Raw genomic sequence first — 23,347 nt, 5'->3', positions numbered from 1 at the left:
ACCTTCGATGAGAAGAGAAGACACTCTCGAACGGGTGAACGTCACCGCGACGTACGGTGTGCACCGGGACGTTGATACCGAACACCGCCGTACGTCGGTGACATGGGACTGCGATCAACCTGGCAGGAGAACCAACAGGTCCGGCGTGGGGTGATGGGTGCTATCGCTGGCTCGGTTGCGGGCATCACCGCTGCGAGTCTTGGTGGCGGCCTCTTCTACCGGTACGGCGTCGCTATCTTCATCGGTATCGTCGTCTTCATCGCGCTGAAGTTGCTCCTCGATTAGCCTCCTCGCGTTCTCGCCGCCGGTCGACCGCGTCGCCTCTCCCCACGTCGCCCTCACCGATTCTCCTGCCCCTCTTCGAGCGCTGTCAGGACCCGCTCGTGGAACTCTCGGAGGACCTGGTTCTCGTCCTCGGCGAGCACGACGTCGCTCGCCATGAGCGTCGCCAGCCCGAACGCCCGGGGGAGGGCGTCTCCGCCTCTCGGACCGCGACGGACACCTCGTCGCGTTGGACCGACTCCAGAAAGGCGACGATGCCGTCGATGTTCAGCTTGTCCTGGAGGATTTCCCGGTAGGTCTCTTCCATCACCGCGAACGACTCCAGGTCCTGGGCGAACGACAGCAGCATCTCGCTCGACACCTGCTGTTGGGCCGCGCTCTTCTCGTACCCCTTGTACCGCTTGAGGATCATCAAAGAGCGCGTCGCGTTGATGCGGAAGTACCGTTTGAGGAGGTCCGTCCCGTCGAGCGCCGCTCGCAGGTCCGACTCGACGTCCTCGGGGTCGAGACGCTCGATGAGCCCCGCGACATCGACCTTCCGGTTGAGCGGCATCGACACGGTGAAGCCGTTGTCCGCGACGGTGACCTGTACGTTGGCGTTCGCCCGCCGCGAGCAGTGGTACGCGACGAGCCGGGAGAGCCCGTCGTTGAACCGCCGGCCCAGGAGGGAGTGGACGTGGTAGTGCCGGCGGTACTCGCCCCGGTCTTTCACCTCCTCGACGCTGAGTCGCGTGTCGGTCGACACCGAGTCGACCCCCGCGTATCGGACCTGCTCGTCGAACATCCGGGCGACCGCGCGAACGGAGTTCTCGTCGAGGGGGAACGTCCGCAACCACTCACGGACGGCGGGCTGACCGCCGTGTTCGAGGCGTTCGACCAACTCACCCTGGAACGACGCGATCTCCCTCCCCAGGTCGTACGACAGCGGGAGGCGCTCGGAGAACCACGAGGGGACCGTCGGCCGTTTCGAGGTCGGGTCGACGTACACCTTCGACCCGCGACGGTAGCGGTACTCGTAGTTCGAACCGCCGAGGACGAACACGTCGCCCTTTTCGAGCGTGTCGAGGTAGTTCTCGTCCAAGCTTCCGACCCACTCGTTTCCCCCCCGGGTGACGACGTCACACGAGAAGGAGTCGGGGATAGTGCCGATGTTGGTCATGTAGATGACGCGCGCCATCCGTCCCCGCTTGCCGATGAGGGGTTCGCCGACGGGGAACTCCTCGTAGTGGTGCTCGCCGTCGGGCGGGTCGTTCGTGTCGCGCCACACCTTCGCGTAGACGTTCTTCTCCTCGAGCCCCTCGTAGTCCGCCGTGAGGTAGCTCATGAGTCGCTCCCACTCCTCGTCGGAGAAGTCCCGGTAGGGGTAGGCCCGTCGGAGCGTCTCCTTCACGTCCGATTCGCGCCTCACGCCGTTGATGGCCATGCCGTACACGTGCTGTGCGGCCACGTCCTGGGCGTTCTCCGGGACAAAGACGCGGTCGACGAACCCCTCGGTCGCCTTCTTCAGCATGACGGCGCACTCGACGAGTTCGTCCCGGTCGAGGGCGACGACGCGTCCCTCGACGACCTGGCCGAGGCGGTGGCCCGCTCGCCCCACGCGCTGGAGCAGGCTCGCCACCGACTTCGGCGACCCGACCTGCACGACGAGGTCGATGTGGGGCATGTCGATGCCGAGTTCCAGGGAGGTCGAGGTGGTGACGACGTCCAGTTCGCCGCCCTTCAACTGCTCCTCGACGGCCTGCCGGCGCTCCTTCGACAGCGAGCCGTGGTGACAGCCCGAGTTCGACTCGTCGTAGCCGTACCCCTCGCGGAGGTTGTGCAACACCCGCTCCGCGCCCGACCGGGTGTTCGTGAACACCAGCGTGTTCGTGTGTCCCGAGACGAGTTCGTGGAGGCGGTCGTAGAAGCGGTCGTGGACTGCTCCCGAGGGGGTGTTGATGAGGTCGTCGGTCGGGCACTCAAGTTCGAGGTCGAAGTCGCGGACGAACCGCGTGTCGACGACTTCGCACGCTCGCGGCTCGCCGTCCTCACAGCCGACGAGGAACTCCGCCATCGTCGAGAGCGGTTCGACCGTGGCCGAACAGCCGATGCGCGTCGGCGACTCGTGTGCGAGGTCTTCCAGGCGTTCGAGCGACACCGAGAGGTGCGTCCCCCGCTTGTTCTCCGCCAGCGAGTGTATCTCGTCGACGACGACGTACTCCACCGTTCGAAGTTTCTCCTTGAACTTCGGGGAATTGAGGAGAATGGCGAGGGTTTCGGGCGTGGTGTTGAGGATGTGCGGCGTCACGTCCAGCATCTTCTGTCTGTCCGAAGAGTCGGTGTCGCCGTGGCGGATGGCGTGGCGGATGTCGCACGTCTCCCCCGCCGTTCCAGTCGCTCGGTGATTCCCTCTAACGGCTCGGTGAGGTTGCGGTGGATGTCGTTCGCGAGCGACTTCAACGGAGAGACGTACAGACAGTACACCGAGTTCTTCAGGCCCTCGTCGTGCCCGCGCTCCCGCCGAAAGAGTTCGTTGATGATCGACGTGAACGAGGCGAGCGTCTTGCCCGACCCCGTCGGCGCGCAGATGAGCGCGCTCTCCCCCCGGTGGATGAGCGGGACCGCCTCCCGCTGTGGCGGGGTGAAAAAGCCCCCGTTCTGGGGCACGAACTCGCCGAACTGGTCGACCCACCACTCCCCGACGACCGGTTCAAGAAGCGACAGCACGTCGTCGTCGGCCACCTCGACGGCCTCGGGGTCGAACGGGAACTCCGCCTTCGCGTCGCGGAGCAGCGCCCGCCCCGTTTCCCGCTCGCCGTCACTCATTGTCAGGGGGTAGGACCGGGCGGGTAAGTGGGTTGCGGGCCGCCCCGCGGCGTCGGGCCAGCAGCCTCAGAGCTGAACGATGTCGAACGAGAGCCGCACGTGCGTGCCGCCGTCGTCCATGTCGATGCGGAACCACGACTCGCCGGTGTCGCGCGAGTACTCGCCGGGCGTCGGTGCCTGGTCGAGGAACCACCGCGTGTTCGGTGTCCAGTTTTCGAGGGTGTCGTCGTCGTTGGCCCCCTTGTCGGCCTCGAAGAAACTCGGTTCGATGGCGATGTACGCCGCCTCGCGGTCGACGCTCGCCGGGAACTCCACGACGGGGTCGAACACCGACGTCAGCCCGAGGCCGTTCCCCTCGCCGATTTCGACGGTGTCGTTCGAGCTCCGTCCCCAGACCTCGCGGAGGCCGGCGGTCGGTTCGACGTCGGCCGACCCGTCGTTGCCGTGCACGTCGATGCTCCCGTACAACTCCTCCGTGTCGGGCGAGTTGAACACGCCGTCGCTCGCGCTCACGACGTACAGGTAGAAGTTCGTCAGCCGATACCTGAGCGGACCGGGCGTCGGGGTCACCATGTCCACGACGACGTACTCCGGTTCGGGCTGGGCGGTCAGTATCACGTACTCCGGATCGGACGTCGCGGTCGGAGTCGGCGTGGCCGTCGGCGTCCGGGTCGCCGTCGCAGTTGCGGTCGGTGTCTCGGTCGGGGCCGGCGTGGCCGTCGGCCGTCGCGTCGACGGCGGTGTCGACGTCGACCGGGAGGCGCCACTGGTCCCGACGTTGACGTTGAACGTACACCCCGAAAGCGCTGCCAACGACGCGCCGGCTCCGGCGAGGAACGCTCGTCTGCCTCGTCGTCTGCGCCGAGCCGGACGCGACCGGTCCGGTGATCCATCGCTCTCTGCCGAATTCATGAAACTAGTTTATTCTGATATGTTATCAAGCTTGCCCCGACGAACACACCAGAACGACTTTGCGGACGCCCACAGACCGACGCGTATGCGCGTCACCTTCCTCGGCACCGGGAGCGCGATGCCGACGCCCGAACGGGTCCAGACGGGTATCCTCGTCGAGTCGGAACCCCTCGACGACGGCGACGCCGGCGGGAACGGCGACGAAGACGAGAACAGCGACGGACGACGCCGACGCCTGCTCGTCGACTGCGGGAGCGGCGTCCTCAATCGTCTCTCCTCCACCGACGCCGGCTACGAGTCCGTCTCGACGGTCCTCCTCACCCACCACCACCTCGACCACGTCGCCGACCTCCTCCCACTTCTGAAAGCCCGGTGGCTCGCGGGCGAGGAACACCTCGAAGTCGTCGGCCCCGCCGGGACGAAGTCACTCGTCGACGGACTCCTCGACGTTCACGACTACCTCGACGGGAGGGTGGACCTTCGAATCCGAGAGGTCGGCGCCGAGTCGTTTACCCTCCAGGGGTTCGACGTCGAGGGCTTCGAGACGCGACACTCGATGCCGTGTCTCGCGTACCGCTTCGGCGACGACTTCGTCTTCAGCGGGGACTCCGAAGCGTTTCCCGGGTTGGCGAACTTCGCGTCCGGAGCGAAGATGCTCGCGCACGACTGCTCGTTCCCCGACGAGGTGGACGTCTCGAACCACCCGACGCCCTCGCAGTTGGGCGAGGCGCTCGCCGGAACAGAGATCGGTCGAGTCTACCTCACGCACCTGTACCCACACACGCGCGGAAAGCACAGCGAGATGATACGGAGCGTCGAGCGTCGTTTCGACGGCGACGTGCGGATGGCGAAGGACGGTCTTCGGGTGGAGACCTGAGTTCTACTCTCCATCCGCGCTCTCGTCCTCGTCCGTGCCCGCGCCGTCGATTCGCGTCCCCGCCTCCTCGCCCGCCAGGAACGCCCCCAACCCGTCGGGGCCGAAGACGAACGCCGGCGCGCCGAGGCTCAGAAGCGACCGGACCTTCGCGGCCATCCCCCCGGTCACGTCGGTGGCGTCCGACCCGCCCAGCGCCGCGGCAGCGTCCTCGAACGCCCCGATGTGGGGAATCACTTCGCCCTCGGCGTCGAGTACGCCCGGGACCGTCGAGCACATCCCGACCCGTTCCGCGTCGAGGCTCCCGGCCAGCGACGTCACGAGTTCGTCGCCGGAGACGACGGTCGTTCCCTTCCCCCGATGAGCGACGAGGTCGCCGTGGAGGACGGGGACGAACCCCTCGTCGAGGAGCGTCCGGACCGACCCGGCCGGGAGCGTCAGGTCGCCCTCGGCGTCTCGCGCGCCGAGCGACAGCGGGTGGACGGGGACGGCCGGGACGTCGCGGGCGAGTAAGGCGTCGACAACGCGACGGTTGAGCGTCTTCATCGCCCCGTGGACGTCGGCGACTGCGCCCGAATCGTGCGTTCCCTGGGTCGTGGTGACGCCGTGGGTCGCGGCGTGGTAGTGTCCGAACGAACCCCCGCCGTGGACGACGACCAGTCGTTCCACCTCGCTACCGGCGACGGCGTCTGTAGTCCGCGCGAGGGACACCTCGTCGACCTGCTCGGGGTTGTCCTTCTCGGTGACGACGCTCCCGCCGAGCTTGAGGACCGTCGTCATACCCCATCCCCGTCCCCGTCGTCTATCACATCTCCGTCGATAGCCGCGTCTTCCTCGCCACCGCCGTCGTCCGCGTCCTCGGCGCGGACACCCTCTCTCGCCAACTCGGCCCGAAACGCGTCCTCACAGCCGGGGGTGAACCGGAGCGCCGTTCGGGTCTCGGGTGTCGGGTCGAGCGCGACGATACAGCCGCCGCCGCCGGCACCGGTGAGCTTCGCGCCGTAGGCGCCGGCGTCGCGGGCGGCCCACACCATCGCGTCGAGCGAGCGCGAGGAGACGCCGAGCGCCTCCAGAAGGCCGTGGTCGAAGTCCATGAGCCGACCGAGTTCGGTCAGGAGTTCCTCCGAGGGCTGCGCGCTCGGGTCCGACTCCGTGAGGAGTTCCTCCCCGCGCCGGACGATGTCGCCGATGCTCTCGACGGTGTCGGCGGCGAAGTCGTACTCCTCTTTCAGCCGGCGAACGCCCGCGACGAGTTCACCGGTATCGCCCGCGCCGCCGTCGAAGCCGACGACGAAGGGGAGCGCGGGCGTGTCGATTGCCCGGCAGTCGTCGCCTTCGACGCGGACGGCCCCGCCCATCGCCGAGCAGAACGTGTCGGCCCGCGAGGCCTGCCCGTCCTGAACCTCGTACTCCGCCCGGAACGCGCGGTCGGCCACCTCTTCGGGCGGGAGTTCGTGACCGAGTTCCCGCGTCGCGGCGTCGATGCCCGCGACGACCACAGCGGCCGAGGAGCCGAGGCCCGCCCCGAGCGGGATGTCGCTCTCGACGACGATGTCGAAGCCCGCGTCCGGCGCGTCCGCAGCGTCGCGCGCCTGGTCGACCGCCGCGTCGACGTAGCCCATCGCCGCGTCGACGAGCGACCGGTCGACGTCCACGTCCGGTCGCTCGTCCGTGGAGCCGTGGTACTCGACGGTGAAGCCGTCGAGGCTCAGGTCCGTCGCCCGCACGCGGACGTGGTCGTCGTCGCGCGCCTCGACGCGGACGCGCGCCCGTCGCTCGATGGCACACGGGACCGCCGGTTCGCCGTAGACGACGGCGTGCTCCCCGAAGAGGTACACCTTGCCCGGGGCGCTCGAGAGGGTCATGTGCCGAGGTCACGGCGGGTGGATAAAAATGGTGTTCGATAGGGCCCGAAGACCCGTTTCGCCACGTGGCTCTCCCCGACCTACCGGGGACGGTTCGACCGCGGACGTTCCGAACGCACGAATCCCGAGCGGTCAGCGTCGTTCGACCGGTTCGGGCGGGTGAATTTCGGCCGTCGCGTGCGACGCGACGAACTGCGCGTAGACGCGCGGACGGACCCCGAGGTCGCGGAGAACCGCCGCGTAGCGCCCGCGTCCACGGGCGAGCCGAACGCCCTCCGCGGTTCGTGACAGCCGAACCTCGGCGTCGAGGTCGACGGGCACCCCGACCAGGTCGTCGCCGCGGTAGGCGAAGGCGGTGAGTCGCTGGCGGACACGTCGCGCCGGCCCGTCGCCGGGGGCGACAGAGAGTTCGACGTCTCTGCGGTCCCCCTCGAAGAGGGTTACGGAGAGTTCGCCCGGCGTGCCGTCGAGGTCGATCCCGGCCACCGACTTCGGGAACCCCCACACCTCGTCACCGAGCGCGCGGGCTGGCTCGGTCGTCACCGGCAGGTCGACGACGTAGCCGCCGACTCCAGTGAGAGAGGTTGGCACGCCAGCGACGCCGTCGCGCGCGACGGGGACGACGACCGCCACCTCGCGGTACGGCTCCAGCGTTCCGACCTCGTGGTAGTCGACACCGACGACGGCGACGGCGCCGCGGCGCACACCGGTTCTGAGCGGCGTCAGGTCAGGCGGAAGCGCCGCTCGGAGGGGCGCCCAGTCGGCAGCGAACACCGCGCCGCCGAGACGCGCACGACACGAGAGCGGAAGGGCGACGTCGTGGCCGGTGGACAGCCGTCGGTGGCGTGGTTCAGGGGACTCCGAACCGGTCGCCATCCGGTCAGTGCTCGGCTTCCCCTTCGTCGTACGACTCGGCGAGGTCGTCGAGTTCGGCGATCTCGATCTCGGCGTCGGGGCGCTTGAACTTCCGGAGGGCGACGGCCACGACCACGATGGCGACGAGCGTCAAGACGAGCGGGAGCGGGCTGGGACCGCGGCTCGACGAGTCGTCGGCCTCGGTCTCTTCGTCCTCCTCGGCCGGTTCGGACGCTTCGGTGACCTCCTCCAGCTCCTCGTACTCCTCGTCGTCGTCGCCGGAGCGACCGATGGCGGGGGCGGTGTTCGTCGCGCTGAACTCCATGCCGTCGTGGACGTGCACTTCGAACAGGGTGAACTTGTCCATGGGTAATAGACGGCGACGGACAGTATCAACGTTGTGACGACTTCGCGGGAGCAACGTATTTCGGCGCGGTCGCCCGAGGTGGCGTATGGACGACACGCCACGGCAGTTCCTCACCGACCTCCTGCGGACGCACAGCCCCTCGGGGTTCGAGACGCGCGGGCAGCGCGTCTGGCTCGACTACGTCTCCGACATCGCCGACGAGGTGTGGACCGACGCGTACGGCAATGCGGTCGCCGTCGTCGAGGGGAGCGGGTCGGGGCCGGAACTCGCCTTCACCGGCCACGTCGACGAAATCGGCTTCATCGTCCGGGACGTCACGGACGACGGGTTTCTCAGAGTCGGCCCCATCGGCGGCGCGGACCGCACCGTCTCGAAGGGCCAGCACGTGACCGTCCACACCGACGACGGGAGCGTCCAGGGCGTCGTCGGCCAGACCGCCATCCACCTGCGCGACCACGGCTCGGAGGAGTACGAGGACATCGAGGCGCAGTTCGTCGACGTCGGCGCGGACGACGAGGAGACGGCGCGGGAACTGGTCCAGGTGGGCGACCCGGTGACGTTCACGAGCGGGATGTACGAGCTTCACGGGAACAGGCTCGCCGCCCGCGGCGTCGACAACCGCGTGGGCGTGTGGGCCGCCGCGGAGGGGCTTCGCCGCGTCGCCGAGACCGACCACGAGGCGACGGTGTACGCCGTCTCCACGGTGCAGGAGGAGGTGGGGCTGCAGGGCGCGCGGATGGTCGGATACGACCTCGACCCCGACGCCGTCGTCGCGCTCGACGTCACCCACGCCACCGATTCGCCCGCCGTTTCGGGCGAGAAGAACGGACCCGTGGAACTCGGGAAAGGGCCGGTCATCTCGCGGGGCAGCACCAACCACCCAGTGCTCGTCGACCTGCTCCGGGAGGCCGCCGAGGAGGCCGGCGTCGACGCACAGCTTCAGGCCACCGGGGTCCGGACGGGGACCGACGCCGACGCCTTCTACACGACGCGCTCGGGCATCCCGGCGGTGAACGTCGGCATTCCCAATCGATACATGCACACGCCGGTCGAGGTGGTCGACACCGCCGACCTCGATTCGACGGTCGACCTCCTGGCCGAGTTCGCGGTTCGAGCCGGCGAGTACGACGACTTCGCCGTCGAACTCTGAGGACTCACCTGAGACGGCCGCGCACCCTCGCGTCGTCGCTGAACCCCAGCCAGACGCCGAGCACGCAGACGACGAGGAGCAGATACGGGGGGAAGGCGACGACACTCAAAAGCACGAGTTCGGGGAGCGTCAGCGCGCCGTTCCACAGGTAGAACCCCGATATCGCACACGCGAGGAGGGCGGCGGCGAGAGAGCCGAGGTTGAACGCGCGTGTCGAGACCGGGCCGGGTTTCAAGCGGACTGACGACATTCGATGTACGACCGGTCGTTGGCGGTCGGAGCTAAGTATCTCACTCTCCGGCTCTCAGCCTCGATACTGGAACCGACACGGTCCGGACGACGCGATGGCCAACACCTTTCGGCGGCCACGCCGAACGTCGCGCATGCGGTGGCTCCAGAGCGGACTCAGACGCGACATCTGCGTCATCGTCGCCGAACTCGACGACCCGACCGGACAGCAGGCGAAGGCGGCGCTCGAACGACACTACGACGACAGAATCCGGCCGAAGACGTTCCACGGCGCGCTCGACGCGCTGGTGAGAGACGGCTTCCTCTCGCGACGACAGGACGGGCTCGCCGACCGGTACGCGCTCACCGACGCGGGCGAGAGACGGCTCCTCGACCAGCACGCCTGGGTGGCGTCGGCCACCGAAGCCCTCGCCGAGCGCGACGACCGGGAGCGAGGAGACGGTGCGACGTGACCGACCGAGCCGTTCTGCGGTACTGAGACCGATACTCGGACCCGCACCCGTCCCCGGTCGCCAGCAAAGCGCGCTCACTGCGCGTCAGCTAGAGGCGTCGCCTGAGGTAGAAGACGAGGATACCGAGCACGAGGAGTCCGACCCCCCAGTAAGTGGAGGGGTACGGGAGGTACGCCAGGAGGAGGGTGACGATTCCGGACGTGATGAGTGACCATCCGATAGTTGTCTGATATGACACGGTAGTGACTCGACGATTGCCGTGGATAAAGCCAACGACTGCGGTCGTTCTGGGGACCACTCGGCCCGATTTCGGCCGTGGCGGGGGCTTCGACATCGCCGCGTGCGACCGTTTCGACGGACGGCCCAGCGGCCGCCGTGGTGTCGTCTCGCACGCGAGCGAGTGGAAAGAAAACCGTTAAAGGTCGCTGGAGGGTCGAAATAGACATGGCCGGAACTATCGAAGTGCTCGTTCCCGGCGGCGAGGCCAATCCTGGCCCGCCGCTCGGTCCCGAGCTCGGACCGACGCCCGTGAACGTCCAGGACGTCGTCAGCGAAATCAACGAACAGACCGCCGCGTTCGACGGTATGGAGGTCCCCGTCACCGTCGAGTACGACGACGACGGCTCGTTCTCCATCGAGGTCGGCGTCCCGCCGACGGCGGCGCTCATCAAGGACGAGGCCGGGTTCGAGACCGGGTCGGGCGAGCCCCAGAAGGAGTTCGTCGCCGACCTCTCGGTCGAACAGGTCCAGAAAATCGCGAAGCAGAAGCAGTCGGACCTGCTCGCGTACGACCTGAAGAACGCGGCGAAGGAAGTCGTCGGGACCTGCACGTCCCTCGGCGTCACCATCGAGGGCAACAACCCCCGCGAGTTCAAAGAACGGCTCGACGGCGGCGAGTACGACGAGCTGTTTACGGAAGAGGCGGCGGCGTAAGCCGCTGTCGACCGGGCGAACACCCGAAAACGAACGGCCACGATACGAGCGACTGTTCTCTGTGGCCGTCGGAGGTTCGGAGACGAGAGCCGCAGGTCTCAAGCGGGGCGACTGCCGCTCGCTGTCGGCGTGTCCGCGGGGGTGACGCTCGCCTATCGTACTCCCTCAGTCGCGTCCCACAGCGTCGCGAGCGTCTCGTCGTCGCTGGCAGCGACCGAGAGCGGACCGTCGCGCCGCGTGACTGCGCCGGCCTCCCGCGCGAGGAGGTCCGTGACCGCCCGTTCCTCCTCGTCGGGGTGGAACTGCACGAGCCCCTGGAGCCGACCGCGGGCGAACAGTCCCGAGTGCACGGTCGGTGCCCAGCTACTGATGACCCGCTTCACCTCGACTTCGAGTCCTTCCCGGACGGCGTCCGCCCGCCGTGCGAGGTCAGGGTCGCGCGGAACCGCACGGCCGACGATGGTCGCCACCGTGGCGGCCTCGACGCGCCTGTCGCTGTCGGCGGTCACCCGCTGGCCGTCGTAGCGGACGCCCCTCCCCCGACGGGCGAGGTAGGTCTCGTCGGTAGCTGGCTGGTGGACCGCCGCCAGCACCGGCGTCCCCTCGTGGAGGACGGCCACCGACGAGGCGAACGTGGGAAGGCCAGCGGTGAAGTCGTTCGTCCCGTCGAGCGGGTCGATGATCCAGCGATAGGGACCCCGACCCGAAAACTCGCCGGCCTCCTCGGCGAACACGGCGTGGTCGGGGAACGCGCGTCTGACGAGGGGGAGCATCCGCGCCTCCGCCGCCTCGTCGGCCGCCGCCGACACGTCGTGGGTGCCGTACTCCCCGTCGGTGTCGCCGTCGCGGTAGCGCCGACGGAGTTCCGCACCGCCCGCTAGAACGGCCGCACGGGCGACGACTTCGATGCCATCGATGCCGGCCTCGATGTCGTCGAGGTCGGCGAGAGCATCGGGACCGTCGGGGTCCCCTGGTCCGTCAGCGCCTTCGGGGTTCTCAGGGTCGTTGGAGTTCGTCACGTCCGGTCGTGCTCGGCAGCGAGAAAAGAAGGTGCGGTTCGTCGGTCGGGCAGGTTGTGCGTGGTCGGCCGCGCTCGCGCTCCCCGGTCGGCGCTACTCGCCCGACGCGGGCGTGTCGTTCTCCGCGATCCGACGCTCGTACTTCGCGAGCGCCTCGTCGAGCGCGTCGCCCGCGTCGATGTCGGCCGAGTCGGCGAGCGCGAGCAGCGCGAAGAGGACGTCGCCCACCTCGTCCGAGTCGAGCGTGAGCGCCTCGGGGTCGTCGCCGTAGTCGGTCGACTCGGTCGCGTTCTTCGCCACCTCGCCGAGTTCGGACACCAGGTCCAGAAGGCGGAACGCGGGCGGCGCCTCTATGTCGTGTCGCTCGACGAACGCCGCCACTCGTCGTTGTTCCTCCATGACAGACGGTGATCGGACCCGCTGCAAAAGGGTGGTGGGTCGCGCGCACCCGGCCGGGCTCAGACCGCTCCCCCTGTGGGTCGCTGTCACGGCCCGTACCCGCGGAAATCGGGTTTTTCACGCGCCACAGCTTCGACGGGTTTAAGTCTCGCATCCACCCACTTCCGGTGAGACAGGCATCGCCTGTTTCACTGACCCGTAGGAGCAGATCCTGCGTACTACGGAGGTGAATAATGGCAGATACGATAGTCGAAGCAGTCTCACGCGCACTGGATGAGGCGCCGCCTCGCAACTTCCGCGAGACGGTCGACCTCGCCATCAATCTGCGCGACTTAGACCTCAACGACCCGGCGAACCGCGTCGACGAGAGCGTCGTCCTCCCTGCTGGGACCGGACAGGACACCAAGATCGTGGTGTTCGCGTCCGGCGAGACGGCGCTGCGTGCCGAAGACGTCGCTGACCAGGTTCTCTCGGGGGACGACCTCGAAGACCTCGGCGACGATACTGACGCCGCGAAGGACCTCGCCAACGAAACGGATTTCTTCGTTGCCGAGGCGTCGATGATGCAAGATATCGGTCGATACCTCGGGACCGTCCTCGGGCCGCGCGGCAAGATGCCGACGCCGCTGCAGCCCGACGACGACGTCGTCGAGACCGTCAACCGAATGAAGAACACCGTTCAGCTCCGGTCTCGTGACCGCCGCACGTTCCACACGCGCGTCGGTGCCGAGGACATGACGGCCGACGAAATCGCCGAGAACATCGACGTCATCGTGCGTCGACTCGAAGCGAACCTCGAGAAGGGCCCCCTCAACATCGACGGCATCTACGTCAAGACGACGATGGGTCCCTCCGTGGAGGTGCGCGCCTGATGAGCACCGACGCACGGAAGACCGAGACCATCCCGCAGTGGAAACAGGAGGAGGTCGACGAGCTCGTCGAGTTCGTCGACTCCTACCAGTCGGTGGGGGTCGTCCGCGTGACGGGCATCCCCTCGCGGCAGCTGCAGAACATGCGCGCGGACCTCCACGGCAAGGCCGCGGTGCGGATGAGCCGGAACACGCTCATGGAGCGCGCGCTCGACGAGGTCGACGACGGCCTCGAACAGCTCAACGAGTACGTCGCCGGCGAGGTTGCGCTCATCGGGACGGACGACAACCCGTTCGGCCTCTTCAAGCAGCTCGAGGCCTCGAAGACGCCCGCACCGATCAACGCGGGCGAAGTCGCTCCGAACGACGTCGTCATCCCCGAGGGCGACACGGGCGTCGACCCGGGTCCCTTCGTGGGCGAACTCCAGCAGGTGGGCGCGTCGGCGCGCATCATGGACGGCTCGATCAAGGTCACCGAGGACTCGACCGTCCTCTCGGAGGGCGAAGTCGTCTCCGCGGAGCTGGCGAACGTCCTCTCGGAGCTCGGCATCGAGCCCAAGGAAGTCGGACTCGACCTGCGAGCCGTCTTCTCCGAGGGCGTCCTCTTCGAGCCCGACGAACTCGCCATCGACGTCGACGAGTACCGCGCCGACATCGAGAGCGCGGCCGCCGCCGGACGGAACCTCTCCGTCAACGCGGTCTACCCGACGTCGCGGACGGTCGGCACGCTGCTGGCGAAGGGTGCGGGCGAGGCCAAGTCGGTCGGCCTGCAGGCCGCCATCGAGGACGAGGAGCTCATGCCGGACCTCGTCCGGCGCGCGGACTCTCAACTGCGGTCGCTCGCCGCGCTCATCGACGACGAGGACGCGCTCCCGGAGGAACTGCGCGGTGCGACCGCACCGGCTGCCTCCCCTGACACGGAGACGGAGACGGACGGATCGGACGACGAAGACACGGACGACACCGACGCCGAAGCCGACGCTGCCGACGACGTCGACGACGACGACGACGAGGACGACGGCGCGGACGGCCTCGGTGCGATGTTCGGATAACCACTCACGAGGACAACACAATGGAATACGTTTACGCAGCACTCATCCTGAACGAATCGGGCGAAGAGATCAACGAAGACAACATCACGTCGGTTCTCGAAGCCGCCGGCGTCGACGTCGAGCAGTCCCGCGTCAAGGCGCTCGTCGCCGCGCTGGAGGACGTCGACATCGAGGAGGCCATCGAGACGGCCGCCGCCGCGCCCACCGCGGCCGGCGGCGCTGCCGGCGGTGCCGGCGGCTCCGACGACGACGACGACGAGGACGGCGGCGACGAGGCCGACGAGGCCGAAGCGGCCGAGGAAGAAGAGGAAGACGAGGACGACGACGCCGGCGGCGAGGGCCTCGGCGAACTCTTCGGCTGAACGCGGGTTCTCCCTCGTTCACTGCCGGCCTCGCGTCGCAGACGACCCACGATTTCTTTCGACGACCTGGCTCGTGAGCGGTGGCTGCATCGATGTTCGGTGTGAGCGTGTCGTGGCGAGGGCTCGGAGAATGTACATCGAGTCGGTCGTGTGGTCTCGGTGAGGCTGTAGACGACCGCTCTCTCTCGACACCGACACGAGCCTTCAAATACGAAAACGAGGCCATCCCGGGGTACGATGGCTGGAGCCGTTCTCACCGTCGCCCTCTCGCTGCCGTTCGAGCGCGCGGGCACGCTCCTCGCGTACACCCTGGCAGGCGTCGCCCTCGGAACGGTCTCCGGACTCGTGCCGGGCGTCCACGCCAACGCCTTCGCGCTCCTCCTGGCGGCGACGGCGCCGACGCTCTCGGGGCCGTCGACGGGCGTCGCGTGCGCCGTGCTCGCCGCCGGAGTCACCCACACGTTCCTCGACGTGGTGCCGGCGCTCGCGCTCGGCGTCCCCGACGCCGCGATGGCCGCCGGGTCGCTTCCCGGACACCGACTCGTTCTCGGTGGCCGGGGACGAGAGGCGCTCAGGCTCTCCGCGCTCGGCAGCGGCGGGGCGCTCCTCGTCGCGTTGCCCGTCGCCGTACCGTTGACGGCGCTCGTCCGCCGGCACGAGACGCTCCTGACCGCGTCGCTGCCACTGGTCCTCGCGGGCGTGTTCGGACTGCTCGTGCTGTCCGAGCGCCGCCCGTGGCGGATGGTCGCGGCCGCGTTTCTCGTCGTCCTCTCGGGCGCGCTCGGGCTGGCGACGCTCGACCGGCCGTTCGACGGCCTCGTCTCGGTCGGCGGCGTGCTCACGCCGCTGTTCGGTGGGCTGTTCGGCGTGCCCGTCCTCGTCGACGCTGCCCGCGGCGGCGGCGTCCCGCCGCAAGAGGGCACGGCACTCGCGGCCGGGCCGTGGACGGTCGGCCGTGCCGCCGCTGCCGGTGTCGCCGGTGGCGGACTCGTGGGGTATCTCCCGGGCGTGTCGGCGGGCGTCGCCGCGACGCTCGCGCTGCCGTTCGCCGGCCGGGACGCGCCCGACCGCACGTACGTCGTTGCGACGAGCGGGGCGAACACGGCGACGGCGGTCTTCGCGCTCTTCTCGCTGGTCGCGCTCGACGCGCCCCGAACGGGCGTGACGGTCGCTCTCCGGGAGGTCGGTCCGCCGCCGCTCTCGACGCTCCTCGCCGCGACAGTCGTCGCCGGCGTCGTCTCGGCCGTCCTAGTCCCCGCGCTCGGCGACCGGTACCTCGTCGCCGCCGGTCGGGTGGGTCCGCGGCTGACGAGCCTCGTCGCCTGTGGCCTGCTCTGTCTCCTCTCGGGACTCTTCGCGGGCGTCGAGGGCGTCGTGGTGCTCGTCGCGGCCGGCGTGGTCGGTCTCCTGCCGGTTCGACTGGGCGTCCGCCGCGTCCACCTCATGGGCGTCCTCGCGGTGCCGCTCGCGGTGGGGTGAGCGGCGCGTGGAGGAGAGTGCCAAAGAACGAGACGGCGGTCGAAAGACAACCGTTAAACGTGACGCCCGGGTTCGTTGGTGTATGAGCGAGAGCGAGCCAGAGCGGCGGCACGCCCGACAGTGCGTGTCCTGTGGCATCAACATCGCCGGCATGAGCGCCGCGACGTTCAAGTGTCCGGACTGCGGCCAGGAGATCTCCCGCTGCGCGAAGTGCCGCAAGCAGAGCAACCTCTACGAGTGTCCCGACTGTGGGTTCCGAGGTCCCTGACTACAACAATGGGAAAAGTAGCCGCCAAGATCAAGGTCATGCCGAACAGCCCCGACATCGACCTCGACGCGCTCCAGGAGCGTCTCGAGGAGTCCCTGCCCGAGGGCGCGCGCATCAACGGGTTCGAGCGCGACAACGTCGCGTTCGGCCTCGTCGCGCTCCTCCCGACGGTCATCGTCCCCGACGACGCCGGCGGAACCGAAGCGGTCGAAGAGGCGTTCATGGGCGTCGACGGCGTCGAGAGCGTCTCCGTCGAGAACGTCGGCCGTATCTGAACGACAGTTCGCTTCTCGCGGTTTTCCGTCCGGCGAGCCTCGGCTTCGGCGCTCTCAGGCCCGCGCCGCGAGGACGGTGCCGACGAGCGTCCCGAGGATGAACCCCCCGAACATCGCCAGCGGGAGCGAGTTGAGGAGGATACCGACGACGCCCCCGAAAAGCATTCCGGCGGCGAACCCGGAGCCGAAGCGGACGGCGAACCCGCCCTCGCTCGCGCCGGGTCCAAAGTCGGCCGCTTCTGCCTCGTGAGCGGACTCGACCGCCATCTCCGTCTCGTCTTCCGCCTCGACCGGCGAGTTCGTCTCCTCGGCGCGTGAGACGTCGGTGACCGTCGGGGCTTCCTGACTCATGGGAGAGAGTGGTCCGCGGAGCCTGATATGCTTTGCCACGAGTGGCATCGGGTGAGAACCATCGGCCTCCGGGCTGTGTGCCGCGTTGCCGTGCGCGGACGGGAACGTGTCTTTTATAACGCCGTCAGAAGTAGTACGTTCCACGACTATGCCGAGTTCCAACGGTCCGATGAAGGGGACGCGGAACAAACTCAAGAACAAACCCCGAGAGCGTGGCACGTCGCCGCCACAGCGAGCGATTCAGGAGTACGAGGTCGGGCAGAAGGTCCACCTGAAGATCGACCCCAGCGTCCGGAAGGGTCGCTTCCACCCGCGCTTCAGCGGGCACACGGGTGAGGTCGTCGGGAAGCAGGGCCGCTCGTTCAAGGTCGAGATCACCGACGGCGGGAAGACGAAGACGCTCATCACGCGCCCGGCGCACCTCCGCGCACAGAAGTAGATGACCATCTTCAAAGAGAAGCTCGGCGAGGAGTTCCTCACGACGTCGGAGGTGAAGCGGCTCCTCGAAGAGGTCGAGGCCGAACGCGCGGCCGACGAGGAGCGCGAGGTCCGGTACGAACTGGCCCGCGCCATCGAGCACGTCAACCGATTCGCCTTTCTCGACCCCGAGGACTCGCGCGCGCTCGCCGAGGAACTCCTCGAACTGGAGAAGGTCGACGAGGCGACGGCGTTCAAGATCGCCGACCTGCTCCCCCAGTCGCGCGACGAACTCCGCGCGGTCTACGCTCAGCAGCGCTACGCGCTCTCGGGCGACGAACTCGACGAGATTCTCAACGTCGTCGCCAAGTACGCCTGACTCGGCGCTCGTCTCGAATCCGGGCCTTCGGCCCCCGGAGACGAACGACGGCGACGACCGCCACACGGCGAGAATACGCTGGCTCTCTCGGTGCCAACGATTTAAATAATCTGTCAGCATAGAGTTGTGTATGACCACCAGCGAGAGCGGCGACGCAGTCGACGCGGCCGGCGACGAGACGGAGGAGAGCACGCTGCGTATGGCCGTCGTTCTCGACGTGTTGCCGCACGGTCGCACCGATGACGACCGCCCACGGTACAAGAAATCGCCGTTGGCGTACGCGCTCGGCGAGGAGGACTTCCGCCTCGTCGAACTCAGACTCGCGGACGACGCCGACGTGAGCATCGGCGACCGTGTCGTCCTCGGCCCCGCGGACGAACGCGTGGCCGTCGAGGAACTCCGCGACATCGAGTACGACGCCCTCTCGAACACCGCGCTCTCCGAACTGGAGTACGTCGTCGACGAGGTACTCGCCGAACACGAGTCGCGGTTCGTCGGCTTCTACAACGACGCCCAGCCCATCACCATCCGCCTCCACCAACTGAACCTCCTGCCGGGAATCGGCAAGAAACTCCGCAACAACATCCTCGACGAGCGGAAGCGGGGTCCGTTCGAGAGCTTCGAGGACCTCGAAGACCGCATCTCGGGCCTGCACAACCCGAAGGACATCCTCGCCGAACGGATCATGTCGGAACTCCGTGACGACGACCTCAAGTACAAAGCGTTCGTGCGGCGCGACGCCGAGTCGTAGTCGACGACGGCCGAATAACAGACTTTAGGCCCGCCGGGACGAAGGGTGTGATAATGAACACGGACGGCACCGGCCGTCGCGACCCCGACCGGCTCATTCGCCGGGCCGGGGTCCGCGGCGACCCGGACCGCGACCAGCACTTCCTCGTCGACGACCGGGTACTCGACCGGATTCCGAGCTATCTCTCCCGGGAGACGGACACGAGCCACCTCCTCGAAATCGGCGGCGGAACGGGGGCGCTCACCGACCGCCTGCTCGCCCTCGGTGACCGCGTGACGGTCGTCGAACGCGACGCCGACCTGGCTGCGTTCCTCCGCGAGGAGTTCGCCGAGGAGGTCGAATCGGGCCGGCTGACCGTCCTCGAGGGCGACGCCCTCTCGGTGGAACTCCCCGACTTCTCGGCGTGCGTCTCGAACCTCCCCTACGGTATCTCCTCGGAAATCGCGTTCCGACTCCTCCCCCGGGGGAAGCCCCTCGTGTTGATGTTCCAGTTCGAGTTCGCCGAGCGAATGGCGGCCGACCCGGGGACGAGCGAGTACGGTCGGCTCTCGGTCGGGGCGCAGCACTACGCCGACGTCGAACTCGTCGAGCGCGTCCCTCGCGAGGCGTTCGCCCCGGCCCCGGCGGTCGAGAGCGCGGTCGTCCGGACGGCGCCGCGCGACCCCGAGTACACCGTCGCGGACGAATCGTTCTTCTTCGACTTCGTCAAGGCGCTGTTCACCCAGCGACGCAAGACCGTGCGGAACGCCATCCGGAACACGACGCACATCTCGGGTATCTCGGACGGCTCCGCTGTCGTCGAGGCGGCTCCCGAAGAACTGCTCGCGAAGCGTCCCGGTTCGCTCACCCCGGGTGAGTTCGCCGCCCTGACGAACCTCGCCGCCGAGTATCGGTGATGCTCCCGCTCCAGACGACCGGCATCGACTCGCTCGTTCCGACGCTCCCCGAGAAGGTGGCCGTCACGCTCGTGACGCTGCTGGTCGTCGCGGCGACCTGGCGGGTCACCGACTACCTCCACACCCGCAGCGACGAGAGCGACCGGATACCGAACACGTGGCGACACCTCCTGCTCTCGGGCGTGAGCCTCCTGACGACGTTCGGCGGCGGCCTCCTCGTCATCGCGGTCTGGGGACTCACCGGTCCGCTCTTCGAGGAGGTCCAGTCGTACGGCCTCGGGCCACAGAGCGTCGTCAACGCCGTGCTCGGGCTCATCGTCTTCGTGACAGCGTACGCCATGACCGACGTCGTCGGTCGCATCACGCGCGAACTCTCCGACGGGCGGCGAGCGATCACCGAACACCAGCGGGAGATCGTCTACCGGCTCTCGCAGGTCACCCTCTACACCATCGCCGGCTCGCTCGTGCTCGGCATCTGGGGCGTCGACCTCGGCGGAATCCTCGTCGGAGCCGGGTTCTTGGGCATCGTCGTCGGTCTCGCGGCGCGACAGACTCTCGGCGCGCTGCTCGCGGGGTTCGTGCTCATGTTCTCCCGCCCGTTCGAGATTGGCGACTGGATCGAGGTCGGCGACCACGAGGGCATCGTCACCGACATCACTATCGTCACCACCCGGATGCAGACGTTCGACGGCGAGTACGTGATGATACCCAACGACGTCGTCTCCTCCGAGAGCGTCATCAATCGCTCGCGGAAGGGCCGACTGCGCATCGAGGTCGACGTCGGCGTCGACTACGACGCCGACCCGCGGGAGGCCGCGAAGGTCGCCCGCGACGCGGTGCGCGGCCTGGATAACGTGCTCCGGGTCCCGACGCCACAGGCGGTCGTCAAGGAGTTCGGCGACTCGGCGGTGGTGCTCGGGGTGCGGGTGTGGATCGACAACCCCAGCGCGCGGCGGATGTGGCGCACCCGGACCGCCGTCGTGGGCGCGGTGAAGACCGCGTTCGACGAGGAGGGCGTCAAGATTCCCTTCCCGCAGCGCGAACTCATGGGACGCGAGGAGACCGGTGGGTTCCAACTCTCCGAGGGAGCGGTCCTGGCCGGCGAGCGAGAGACGGTCGCCGCCGAGGCCGACGGCGGACGGGCGGACGTCGATGCGAACGCGAGCGAGACCGACGACGACAGCGAAGGGAACGACGGTGACGGTCGCGCCGGCGACGAGCGCGGCGACGACGATGACGACAGCGACGGAGAGAGCCAGTGACCCGCGACGACCTCGCGGCCCGCCGCGGCGTCGAAACCACCGTCTATCAGCCCGCCGAGGACTCGGCGCTGCTCGCCCGGGCGGCCGTCGACGGCGTCTCGGACGCGGACCGGGTCCTCGAAGTCGGCACCGGGTCGGGCTGGGTCGCCGGGGAAGTCGCGAGAGAGACGCGGGCCGACGTGGTCGCGTCGGACCTCAACCCCCACGCCTGCCGTCAGGCGCGTGAGCACGCCCGGACACTCGCGGACGAGAGCGGGGTGGGGTTCGAGGTGGTGACCGCGGACCTCGTCTCGGCCTTCGCCGACGGCGCGTTCGACGTCGTCCTCTTCAACCCCCCGTACCTCCCGACGGACCCCGACAACGACTGGGGCGACTGGATGGAGCGGGCGCTCTCCGGCGGGGAGTCGGGACGGGACGTCATCGAACCGTTCCTCGACGCGGTCGGCCGCGCGCTCGCGCCCGGCGGACGCGTGCTGTTGCTCGTCAGCAGCCTCACCGGCTACGAGACGGTCCTCGACTACGCCCGCGAGCGAGGGTTCGGAGCGGAGAAGGCCGTCGAAGAATCGTACCCGTTCGAGACGCTGACGGTCGTCCGTCTGATCGGGACCGACTGACGGCGGTCCACCTGCCCCAATTAATTCCCAGTAGTAATAGAATGGTTTAGCAAATATTAAGCGTCGGCATTTCAAAGGCCCGGTGATGACTGAACTCGTAGCGACGACACCCGGACTGTTCCCGCTCCCGGACTGGGCGAAGGAGGAACTGTCCGACCTGAAGGGCCACCAGAAGGGTGACCTCATCAGCGGCGACGAGGGCGGCGACATCGTGGCGGCGTACGACCGTGCCCGCGGCGAAGTCGTCGACGACCAGGAGGAGGCCGGCCTCGACCGTATCGTCGAGGGACAGCTCCGCTGGGACGACAACCTCGCTCATCCTCTCACCGTCCACGACAACGTCGAGACCGGCGGTATCGTCCGGTACTACGACAACAACAACTTCTACCGCGACCCCCGGGTGACGGGCGAACTCGACTTCTCGGGCGACGTCGCCGCCGAACTGGAATCGGCGTCCGAACTGACCGACGAGCCCCTGCAGGCCGTCCTGCCGGGTCCGTACTCGCTCGCGGACCTCGCGAGCGACGAGTACTACGGCGACGACTCGGAGTTTTTGGCTGCGGTCTCCGACTTCCTCGCCGGCGAGGTGGAGGCGTTCCCCGACCACGAGACGCTGTTCCTCCTCGAACCCTCGCTGGTCGAGGAACCGCCCTCCGACGACCTCGCCGCGCAGGTCCCCGAAGCCATTTCGGCGGTCGCCGCCGAGACCGATGCCGACGTCGTCGTCCACTCGTACTGGGGCGCGCTCGACGAGAAGACGTACGCGCACCTGATGGACGCCGAAGTGAACGCGCTCGGCTTCGACGTCGTCGCCGGCGACCGCGAACAGACGCTGTACAACGTGACCGAGTACGGGACGAAGTCGGAGGTGGCGCTCGGCCTCGTCGACGGCCAGAACACCCGCGTGGAGTCCCCGACAACGGTCCGCGAGCGGGTCGAGTGGTTCACCGAGCAGGTCCCCTCCCAGGAGTTCGACACCGCCTACCTCACCTCGAACACGGAGCTGTTCTACCTGCCCGTCTCGAAGTGCCAGGAGAAGCTCGTCGCGCTGGGCGAGGCCGCGGCGGCCGAAGAGGAGGTGGAAGCATGACGGGACACCGCACCGAAGGCGTCGACACCCGCGAGCAGTTCCGGCCCGAGGGCCACGACACCGACCACTTCATCCTCACCTCGGTCGTCGGGTCGTACCCGAAGCCGAAGTGGCTCAACCGCGCCGACGACCTCGTTTCTGACCCCGATTCGAAGTTCACCGAGGAACACCTCCACGAGGCACACGACGACGCCTGTCGCGTCATCGTCGACGAGCACGAACGCGCGGGCCTCGACACCGTCGTCGACGGAGAGATGCGCCGCAACGAGATGGTGGAGTTCTTCGCCCACCGCATCGACGGCTACGAGTTCCACGGCCCGGTGAAGGTGTGGGGCCACAACTACTTCGACAAGCCCTCGGTCGTGGAAGAAGTCGAGTACGACGAGCCCTGGCTCGTCGACGAGTTCGAGTTCACGCGCGATGCGGCGTCGAAGCCGGTCAAGGTGCCCATCACGGGCCCGTACACGCTCGCCAGCTGGTCGTTCAACGAGGCCTACGAGAGCGAAGCGGAGCTCGCGTACGACCTCGCCGACCTCGTGAACACGGAGGTCGAGAAACTCGTCGAGGCCGGCGCGCGCTACGTCCAGATCGACGAGCCCGCGCTGGCGACGACGCCCGACGATCACGCCATCGTCGGCGAGTGCTTAGAGCGAATCGTCGCCGACATCGACCCCGAGGTTCGGATCGGTCTCCACGTCTGCTACGGCGACTACTCGCGCATCTACCCCGAGGTCAACGACTTCCCCATCGACGAGTTCGACGTCGAACTCTGCAACGGCGGCTTCGAGCAGATCGACGTCTTCACCGACCCCGAGTTCGAGCCCGACCTCGCGCTCGGCGTCGTCGACGCGCACACCGCCGAGGTCGAGTCCGTCGAGGAGATCAAGCAGAACATCCTGCAGGGCCTCAAAGTGGTGCCGCCGGAGAAGCTGACCATCTCGCCCGACTGCGGGCTGAAGCTCCTCCCGCGCGAAATCGCCTACGGGAAGATGGAGAACATGGTGAAAGCCACCCGTGAGGTCGAGGCCGAACTCGACGCCGGCGACATCGACCTCGCCGACCCGCTCCCGACGGCGTAAGCGCCTCGGGGAGATCAACAGGACTCGACTCCCTTCTCGAA

General features: G+C 68.1%; 29 protein-coding genes and 1 pseudogene. 19 read left to right on the top strand and 11 right to left on the bottom strand.

Going from position 1 to position 23,347, the window contains the following annotated elements:
* The first annotated feature begins 102 nt into the window (after positions 1 to 102).
* A complete protein-coding gene (locus C2R22_RS12550) occupies positions 103 to 285 on the top strand; it encodes a hypothetical protein (RefSeq protein WP_103426057.1) in 183 nt (60 codons plus the stop codon).
* Positions 286 to 338: 53 nt separating this feature from the next.
* On the opposite strand, the pseudogene C2R22_RS12545 reads toward C2R22_RS12550, so the two are convergent.
* A pseudogene (locus C2R22_RS12545) lies at positions 339 to 3,087 on the bottom strand (ATP-dependent helicase).
* Positions 3,088 to 3,153: 66 nt separating this feature from the next.
* Positions 3,154 to 3,999 (bottom strand): hypothetical protein, encoded by an 846-nt coding sequence (locus C2R22_RS12540; protein WP_103426056.1) that lies wholly within the window; start codon positions 3,997 to 3,999, stop codon positions 3,154 to 3,156.
* Between the two features lie 85 nt (positions 4,000 to 4,084).
* Between C2R22_RS12540 and C2R22_RS12535 the strand changes: the two genes are divergently transcribed.
* Positions 4,085 to 4,876 carry an MBL fold metallo-hydrolase gene (locus C2R22_RS12535; RefSeq protein WP_103426055.1) on the top strand — a complete coding sequence of 264 codons (792 nt, stop codon included), beginning with the start codon at positions 4,085 to 4,087 and terminating at the stop codon, positions 4,874 to 4,876.
* A 3-nt stretch (positions 4,877 to 4,879) separates the two neighbouring features.
* Here C2R22_RS12535 and C2R22_RS12530 read toward each other — a convergent pair whose 3' ends face one another.
* The 4 genes from C2R22_RS12530 to C2R22_RS12515 form a co-directional block, all read right to left on the bottom strand.
* Positions 4,880 to 5,653, bottom strand: coding sequence for an isopentenyl phosphate kinase (locus tag C2R22_RS12530; RefSeq protein WP_103426054.1), 774 nt, complete (start codon positions 5,651 to 5,653; stop codon positions 4,880 to 4,882).
* On the bottom strand, positions 5,650 to 6,738 hold the full coding sequence (gene mvk, locus C2R22_RS12525) for a mevalonate kinase (RefSeq protein WP_103426053.1): 1,089 nt from the start codon (positions 6,736 to 6,738) through the stop codon (positions 5,650 to 5,652). The genes C2R22_RS12530 and mvk overlap by 4 nt, the downstream gene beginning before the upstream one ends.
* A 132-nt stretch (positions 6,739 to 6,870) precedes the next feature.
* Positions 6,871 to 7,614 (bottom strand): acetoacetate decarboxylase family protein, encoded by a 744-nt coding sequence (locus C2R22_RS12520; protein ID WP_103426052.1) that lies wholly within the window; start codon positions 7,612 to 7,614, stop codon positions 6,871 to 6,873.
* A gap of 4 nt (positions 7,615 to 7,618) precedes the next feature.
* A complete protein-coding gene (locus C2R22_RS12515; RefSeq protein ID WP_103426051.1) occupies positions 7,619 to 7,960 on the bottom strand; it encodes a hypothetical protein in 342 nt (113 codons plus the stop codon).
* A gap of 85 nt (positions 7,961 to 8,045) precedes the next feature.
* Here C2R22_RS12515 and C2R22_RS12510 point away from each other — a divergent pair, with 85 nt between their 5' ends.
* On the top strand, positions 8,046 to 9,110 hold the full coding sequence (locus C2R22_RS12510) for a M42 family metallopeptidase (protein WP_103426050.1): 1,065 nt from the start codon (positions 8,046 to 8,048) through the stop codon (positions 9,108 to 9,110).
* Between the two features lie 4 nt (positions 9,111 to 9,114).
* Here C2R22_RS12510 and C2R22_RS12505 read toward each other — a convergent pair whose 3' ends face one another.
* Positions 9,115 to 9,360: a hypothetical protein gene (locus C2R22_RS12505; RefSeq protein WP_103426049.1), complete on the bottom strand. Its 246-nt coding sequence runs from the start codon at positions 9,358 to 9,360 to the stop codon at positions 9,115 to 9,117.
* A 133-nt stretch (positions 9,361 to 9,493) separates the two neighbouring features.
* On the opposite strand from C2R22_RS12505, the gene C2R22_RS12500 reads away from it, so the two are divergent.
* On the top strand, positions 9,494 to 9,811 hold the full coding sequence (locus C2R22_RS12500) for a PadR family transcriptional regulator (RefSeq protein ID WP_103426048.1): 318 nt from the start codon (positions 9,494 to 9,496) through the stop codon (positions 9,809 to 9,811).
* Positions 9,812 to 9,899: 88 nt separating this feature from the next.
* Here C2R22_RS12500 and C2R22_RS25640 read toward each other — a convergent pair whose 3' ends face one another.
* Positions 9,900 to 10,049 carry a hypothetical protein gene (locus C2R22_RS25640; protein ID WP_173862801.1) on the bottom strand — a complete coding sequence of 50 codons (150 nt, stop codon included), beginning with the start codon at positions 10,047 to 10,049 and terminating at the stop codon, positions 9,900 to 9,902.
* Between the two features lie 206 nt (positions 10,050 to 10,255).
* Here C2R22_RS25640 and C2R22_RS12495 point away from each other — a divergent pair, with 206 nt between their 5' ends.
* Complete coding sequence (locus tag C2R22_RS12495) at positions 10,256 to 10,744, top strand: 50S ribosomal protein L11 (protein WP_103426047.1); 489 nt, start codon at positions 10,256 to 10,258, stop codon at positions 10,742 to 10,744.
* Between the two features lie 152 nt (positions 10,745 to 10,896).
* On the opposite strand, the gene C2R22_RS12490 is transcribed toward C2R22_RS12495, so the two are convergent.
* Both C2R22_RS12490 and C2R22_RS12485 read right to left on the bottom strand, forming a co-directional pair.
* The gene (locus tag C2R22_RS12490; protein WP_216824724.1) at positions 10,897 to 11,763 is read right to left on the bottom strand and encodes an inositol monophosphatase family protein; all 867 of its coding nucleotides are present in this window, start codon (positions 11,761 to 11,763) and stop codon (positions 10,897 to 10,899) included.
* A 93-nt stretch (positions 11,764 to 11,856) separates the two neighbouring features.
* Positions 11,857 to 12,162 carry a MazG nucleotide pyrophosphohydrolase domain-containing protein gene (locus C2R22_RS12485; protein ID WP_103426046.1) on the bottom strand — a complete coding sequence of 102 codons (306 nt, stop codon included), beginning with the start codon at positions 12,160 to 12,162 and terminating at the stop codon, positions 11,857 to 11,859.
* Positions 12,163 to 12,395: 233 nt separating this feature from the next.
* Between C2R22_RS12485 and C2R22_RS12480 the strand changes: the two genes are divergently transcribed.
* The 6 genes from C2R22_RS12480 to C2R22_RS12455 all read left to right on the top strand — a co-directional run bounded on the left by C2R22_RS12480 (position 12,396) and on the right by C2R22_RS12455 (position 16,467).
* The gene (locus tag C2R22_RS12480; RefSeq protein WP_103426045.1) at positions 12,396 to 13,034 is read left to right on the top strand and encodes a 50S ribosomal protein L1; all 639 of its coding nucleotides are present in this window, start codon (positions 12,396 to 12,398) and stop codon (positions 13,032 to 13,034) included.
* Positions 13,034 to 14,083, top strand: coding sequence for a 50S ribosomal protein L10 (locus C2R22_RS12475; RefSeq protein WP_103426044.1), 1,050 nt, complete (start codon positions 13,034 to 13,036; stop codon positions 14,081 to 14,083). Before C2R22_RS12480 ends, C2R22_RS12475 begins: the two co-directional genes overlap by 1 nt.
* Before the next feature lie 20 nt (positions 14,084 to 14,103).
* The gene (rpl12p, locus tag C2R22_RS12470; protein WP_103426043.1) at positions 14,104 to 14,445 is read left to right on the top strand and encodes a 50S ribosomal protein P1; all 342 of its coding nucleotides are present in this window, start codon (positions 14,104 to 14,106) and stop codon (positions 14,443 to 14,445) included.
* A 237-nt stretch (positions 14,446 to 14,682) separates the two neighbouring features.
* Entirely contained in the window at positions 14,683 to 15,924 is a 1,242-nt protein-coding gene (locus tag C2R22_RS12465; protein WP_103426042.1) for a tripartite tricarboxylate transporter permease, read from the top strand.
* A gap of 82 nt (positions 15,925 to 16,006) precedes the next feature.
* On the top strand, positions 16,007 to 16,192 hold the full coding sequence (locus C2R22_RS12460; RefSeq protein ID WP_103426041.1) for an HVO_2753 family zinc finger protein: 186 nt from the start codon (positions 16,007 to 16,009) through the stop codon (positions 16,190 to 16,192).
* 8 nt (positions 16,193 to 16,200) lie between these two features.
* A complete protein-coding gene (locus C2R22_RS12455; RefSeq protein WP_103426040.1) occupies positions 16,201 to 16,467 on the top strand; it encodes an elongation factor 1-beta in 267 nt (88 codons plus the stop codon).
* 54 nt (positions 16,468 to 16,521) lie between these two features.
* Here C2R22_RS12455 and C2R22_RS12450 read toward each other — a convergent pair whose 3' ends face one another.
* The gene (locus C2R22_RS12450) at positions 16,522 to 16,818 is read right to left on the bottom strand and encodes a hypothetical protein (RefSeq protein ID WP_103426039.1); all 297 of its coding nucleotides are present in this window, start codon (positions 16,816 to 16,818) and stop codon (positions 16,522 to 16,524) included.
* A gap of 148 nt (positions 16,819 to 16,966) precedes the next feature.
* On the opposite strand from C2R22_RS12450, the gene C2R22_RS12445 reads away from it, so the two are divergent.
* The 8 genes from C2R22_RS12445 to C2R22_RS12410 all read left to right on the top strand — a co-directional run bounded on the left by C2R22_RS12445 (position 16,967) and on the right by C2R22_RS12410 (position 23,306).
* Positions 16,967 to 17,257, top strand: a complete 291-nt coding sequence (locus C2R22_RS12445; protein WP_103426038.1) for a 50S ribosomal protein L21e — start codon at positions 16,967 to 16,969, stop codon at positions 17,255 to 17,257.
* Positions 17,258 to 17,614: an RNA polymerase Rpb4 family protein gene (locus tag C2R22_RS12440; protein WP_103426037.1), complete on the top strand. Its 357-nt coding sequence runs from the start codon at positions 17,258 to 17,260 to the stop codon at positions 17,612 to 17,614.
* Positions 17,615 to 17,744: 130 nt separating this feature from the next.
* Positions 17,745 to 18,365: a DUF655 domain-containing protein gene (locus tag C2R22_RS12435; RefSeq protein ID WP_103426036.1), complete on the top strand. Its 621-nt coding sequence runs from the start codon at positions 17,745 to 17,747 to the stop codon at positions 18,363 to 18,365.
* Between the two features lie 53 nt (positions 18,366 to 18,418).
* Complete coding sequence (locus C2R22_RS12430; RefSeq protein ID WP_103426035.1) at positions 18,419 to 19,261, top strand: 16S ribosomal RNA methyltransferase A; 843 nt, start codon at positions 18,419 to 18,421, stop codon at positions 19,259 to 19,261.
* Positions 19,261 to 20,523 (top strand): mechanosensitive ion channel family protein, encoded by a 1,263-nt coding sequence (locus C2R22_RS12425; protein WP_103426034.1) that lies wholly within the window; start codon positions 19,261 to 19,263, stop codon positions 20,521 to 20,523. The genes C2R22_RS12430 and C2R22_RS12425 overlap by 1 nt, the downstream gene beginning before the upstream one ends.
* Entirely contained in the window at positions 20,520 to 21,137 is a 618-nt protein-coding gene (locus C2R22_RS12420; RefSeq protein ID WP_103426033.1) for a HemK2/MTQ2 family protein methyltransferase, read from the top strand. Before C2R22_RS12425 ends, C2R22_RS12420 begins: the two co-directional genes overlap by 4 nt.
* 85 nt (positions 21,138 to 21,222) lie before the next feature.
* Positions 21,223 to 22,227 carry a 5-methyltetrahydropteroyltriglutamate--homocysteine methyltransferase gene (locus C2R22_RS12415; protein ID WP_103426032.1) on the top strand — a complete coding sequence of 335 codons (1,005 nt, stop codon included), beginning with the start codon at positions 21,223 to 21,225 and terminating at the stop codon, positions 22,225 to 22,227.
* Positions 22,224 to 23,306 carry a methionine synthase gene (locus C2R22_RS12410; RefSeq protein ID WP_103426031.1) on the top strand — a complete coding sequence of 361 codons (1,083 nt, stop codon included), beginning with the start codon at positions 22,224 to 22,226 and terminating at the stop codon, positions 23,304 to 23,306. The genes C2R22_RS12415 and C2R22_RS12410 overlap by 4 nt, the downstream gene beginning before the upstream one ends.
* Positions 23,307 to 23,347 lie beyond the last annotated feature (41 nt).

Source organism: Salinigranum rubrum, assembly GCF_002906575.1.
In the GTDB taxonomy this organism is placed as follows: domain Archaea; phylum Halobacteriota; class Halobacteria; order Halobacteriales; family Haloferacaceae; genus Salinigranum; species Salinigranum rubrum.
This window is presented reverse-complemented; position numbering and strand designations above follow the sequence as displayed.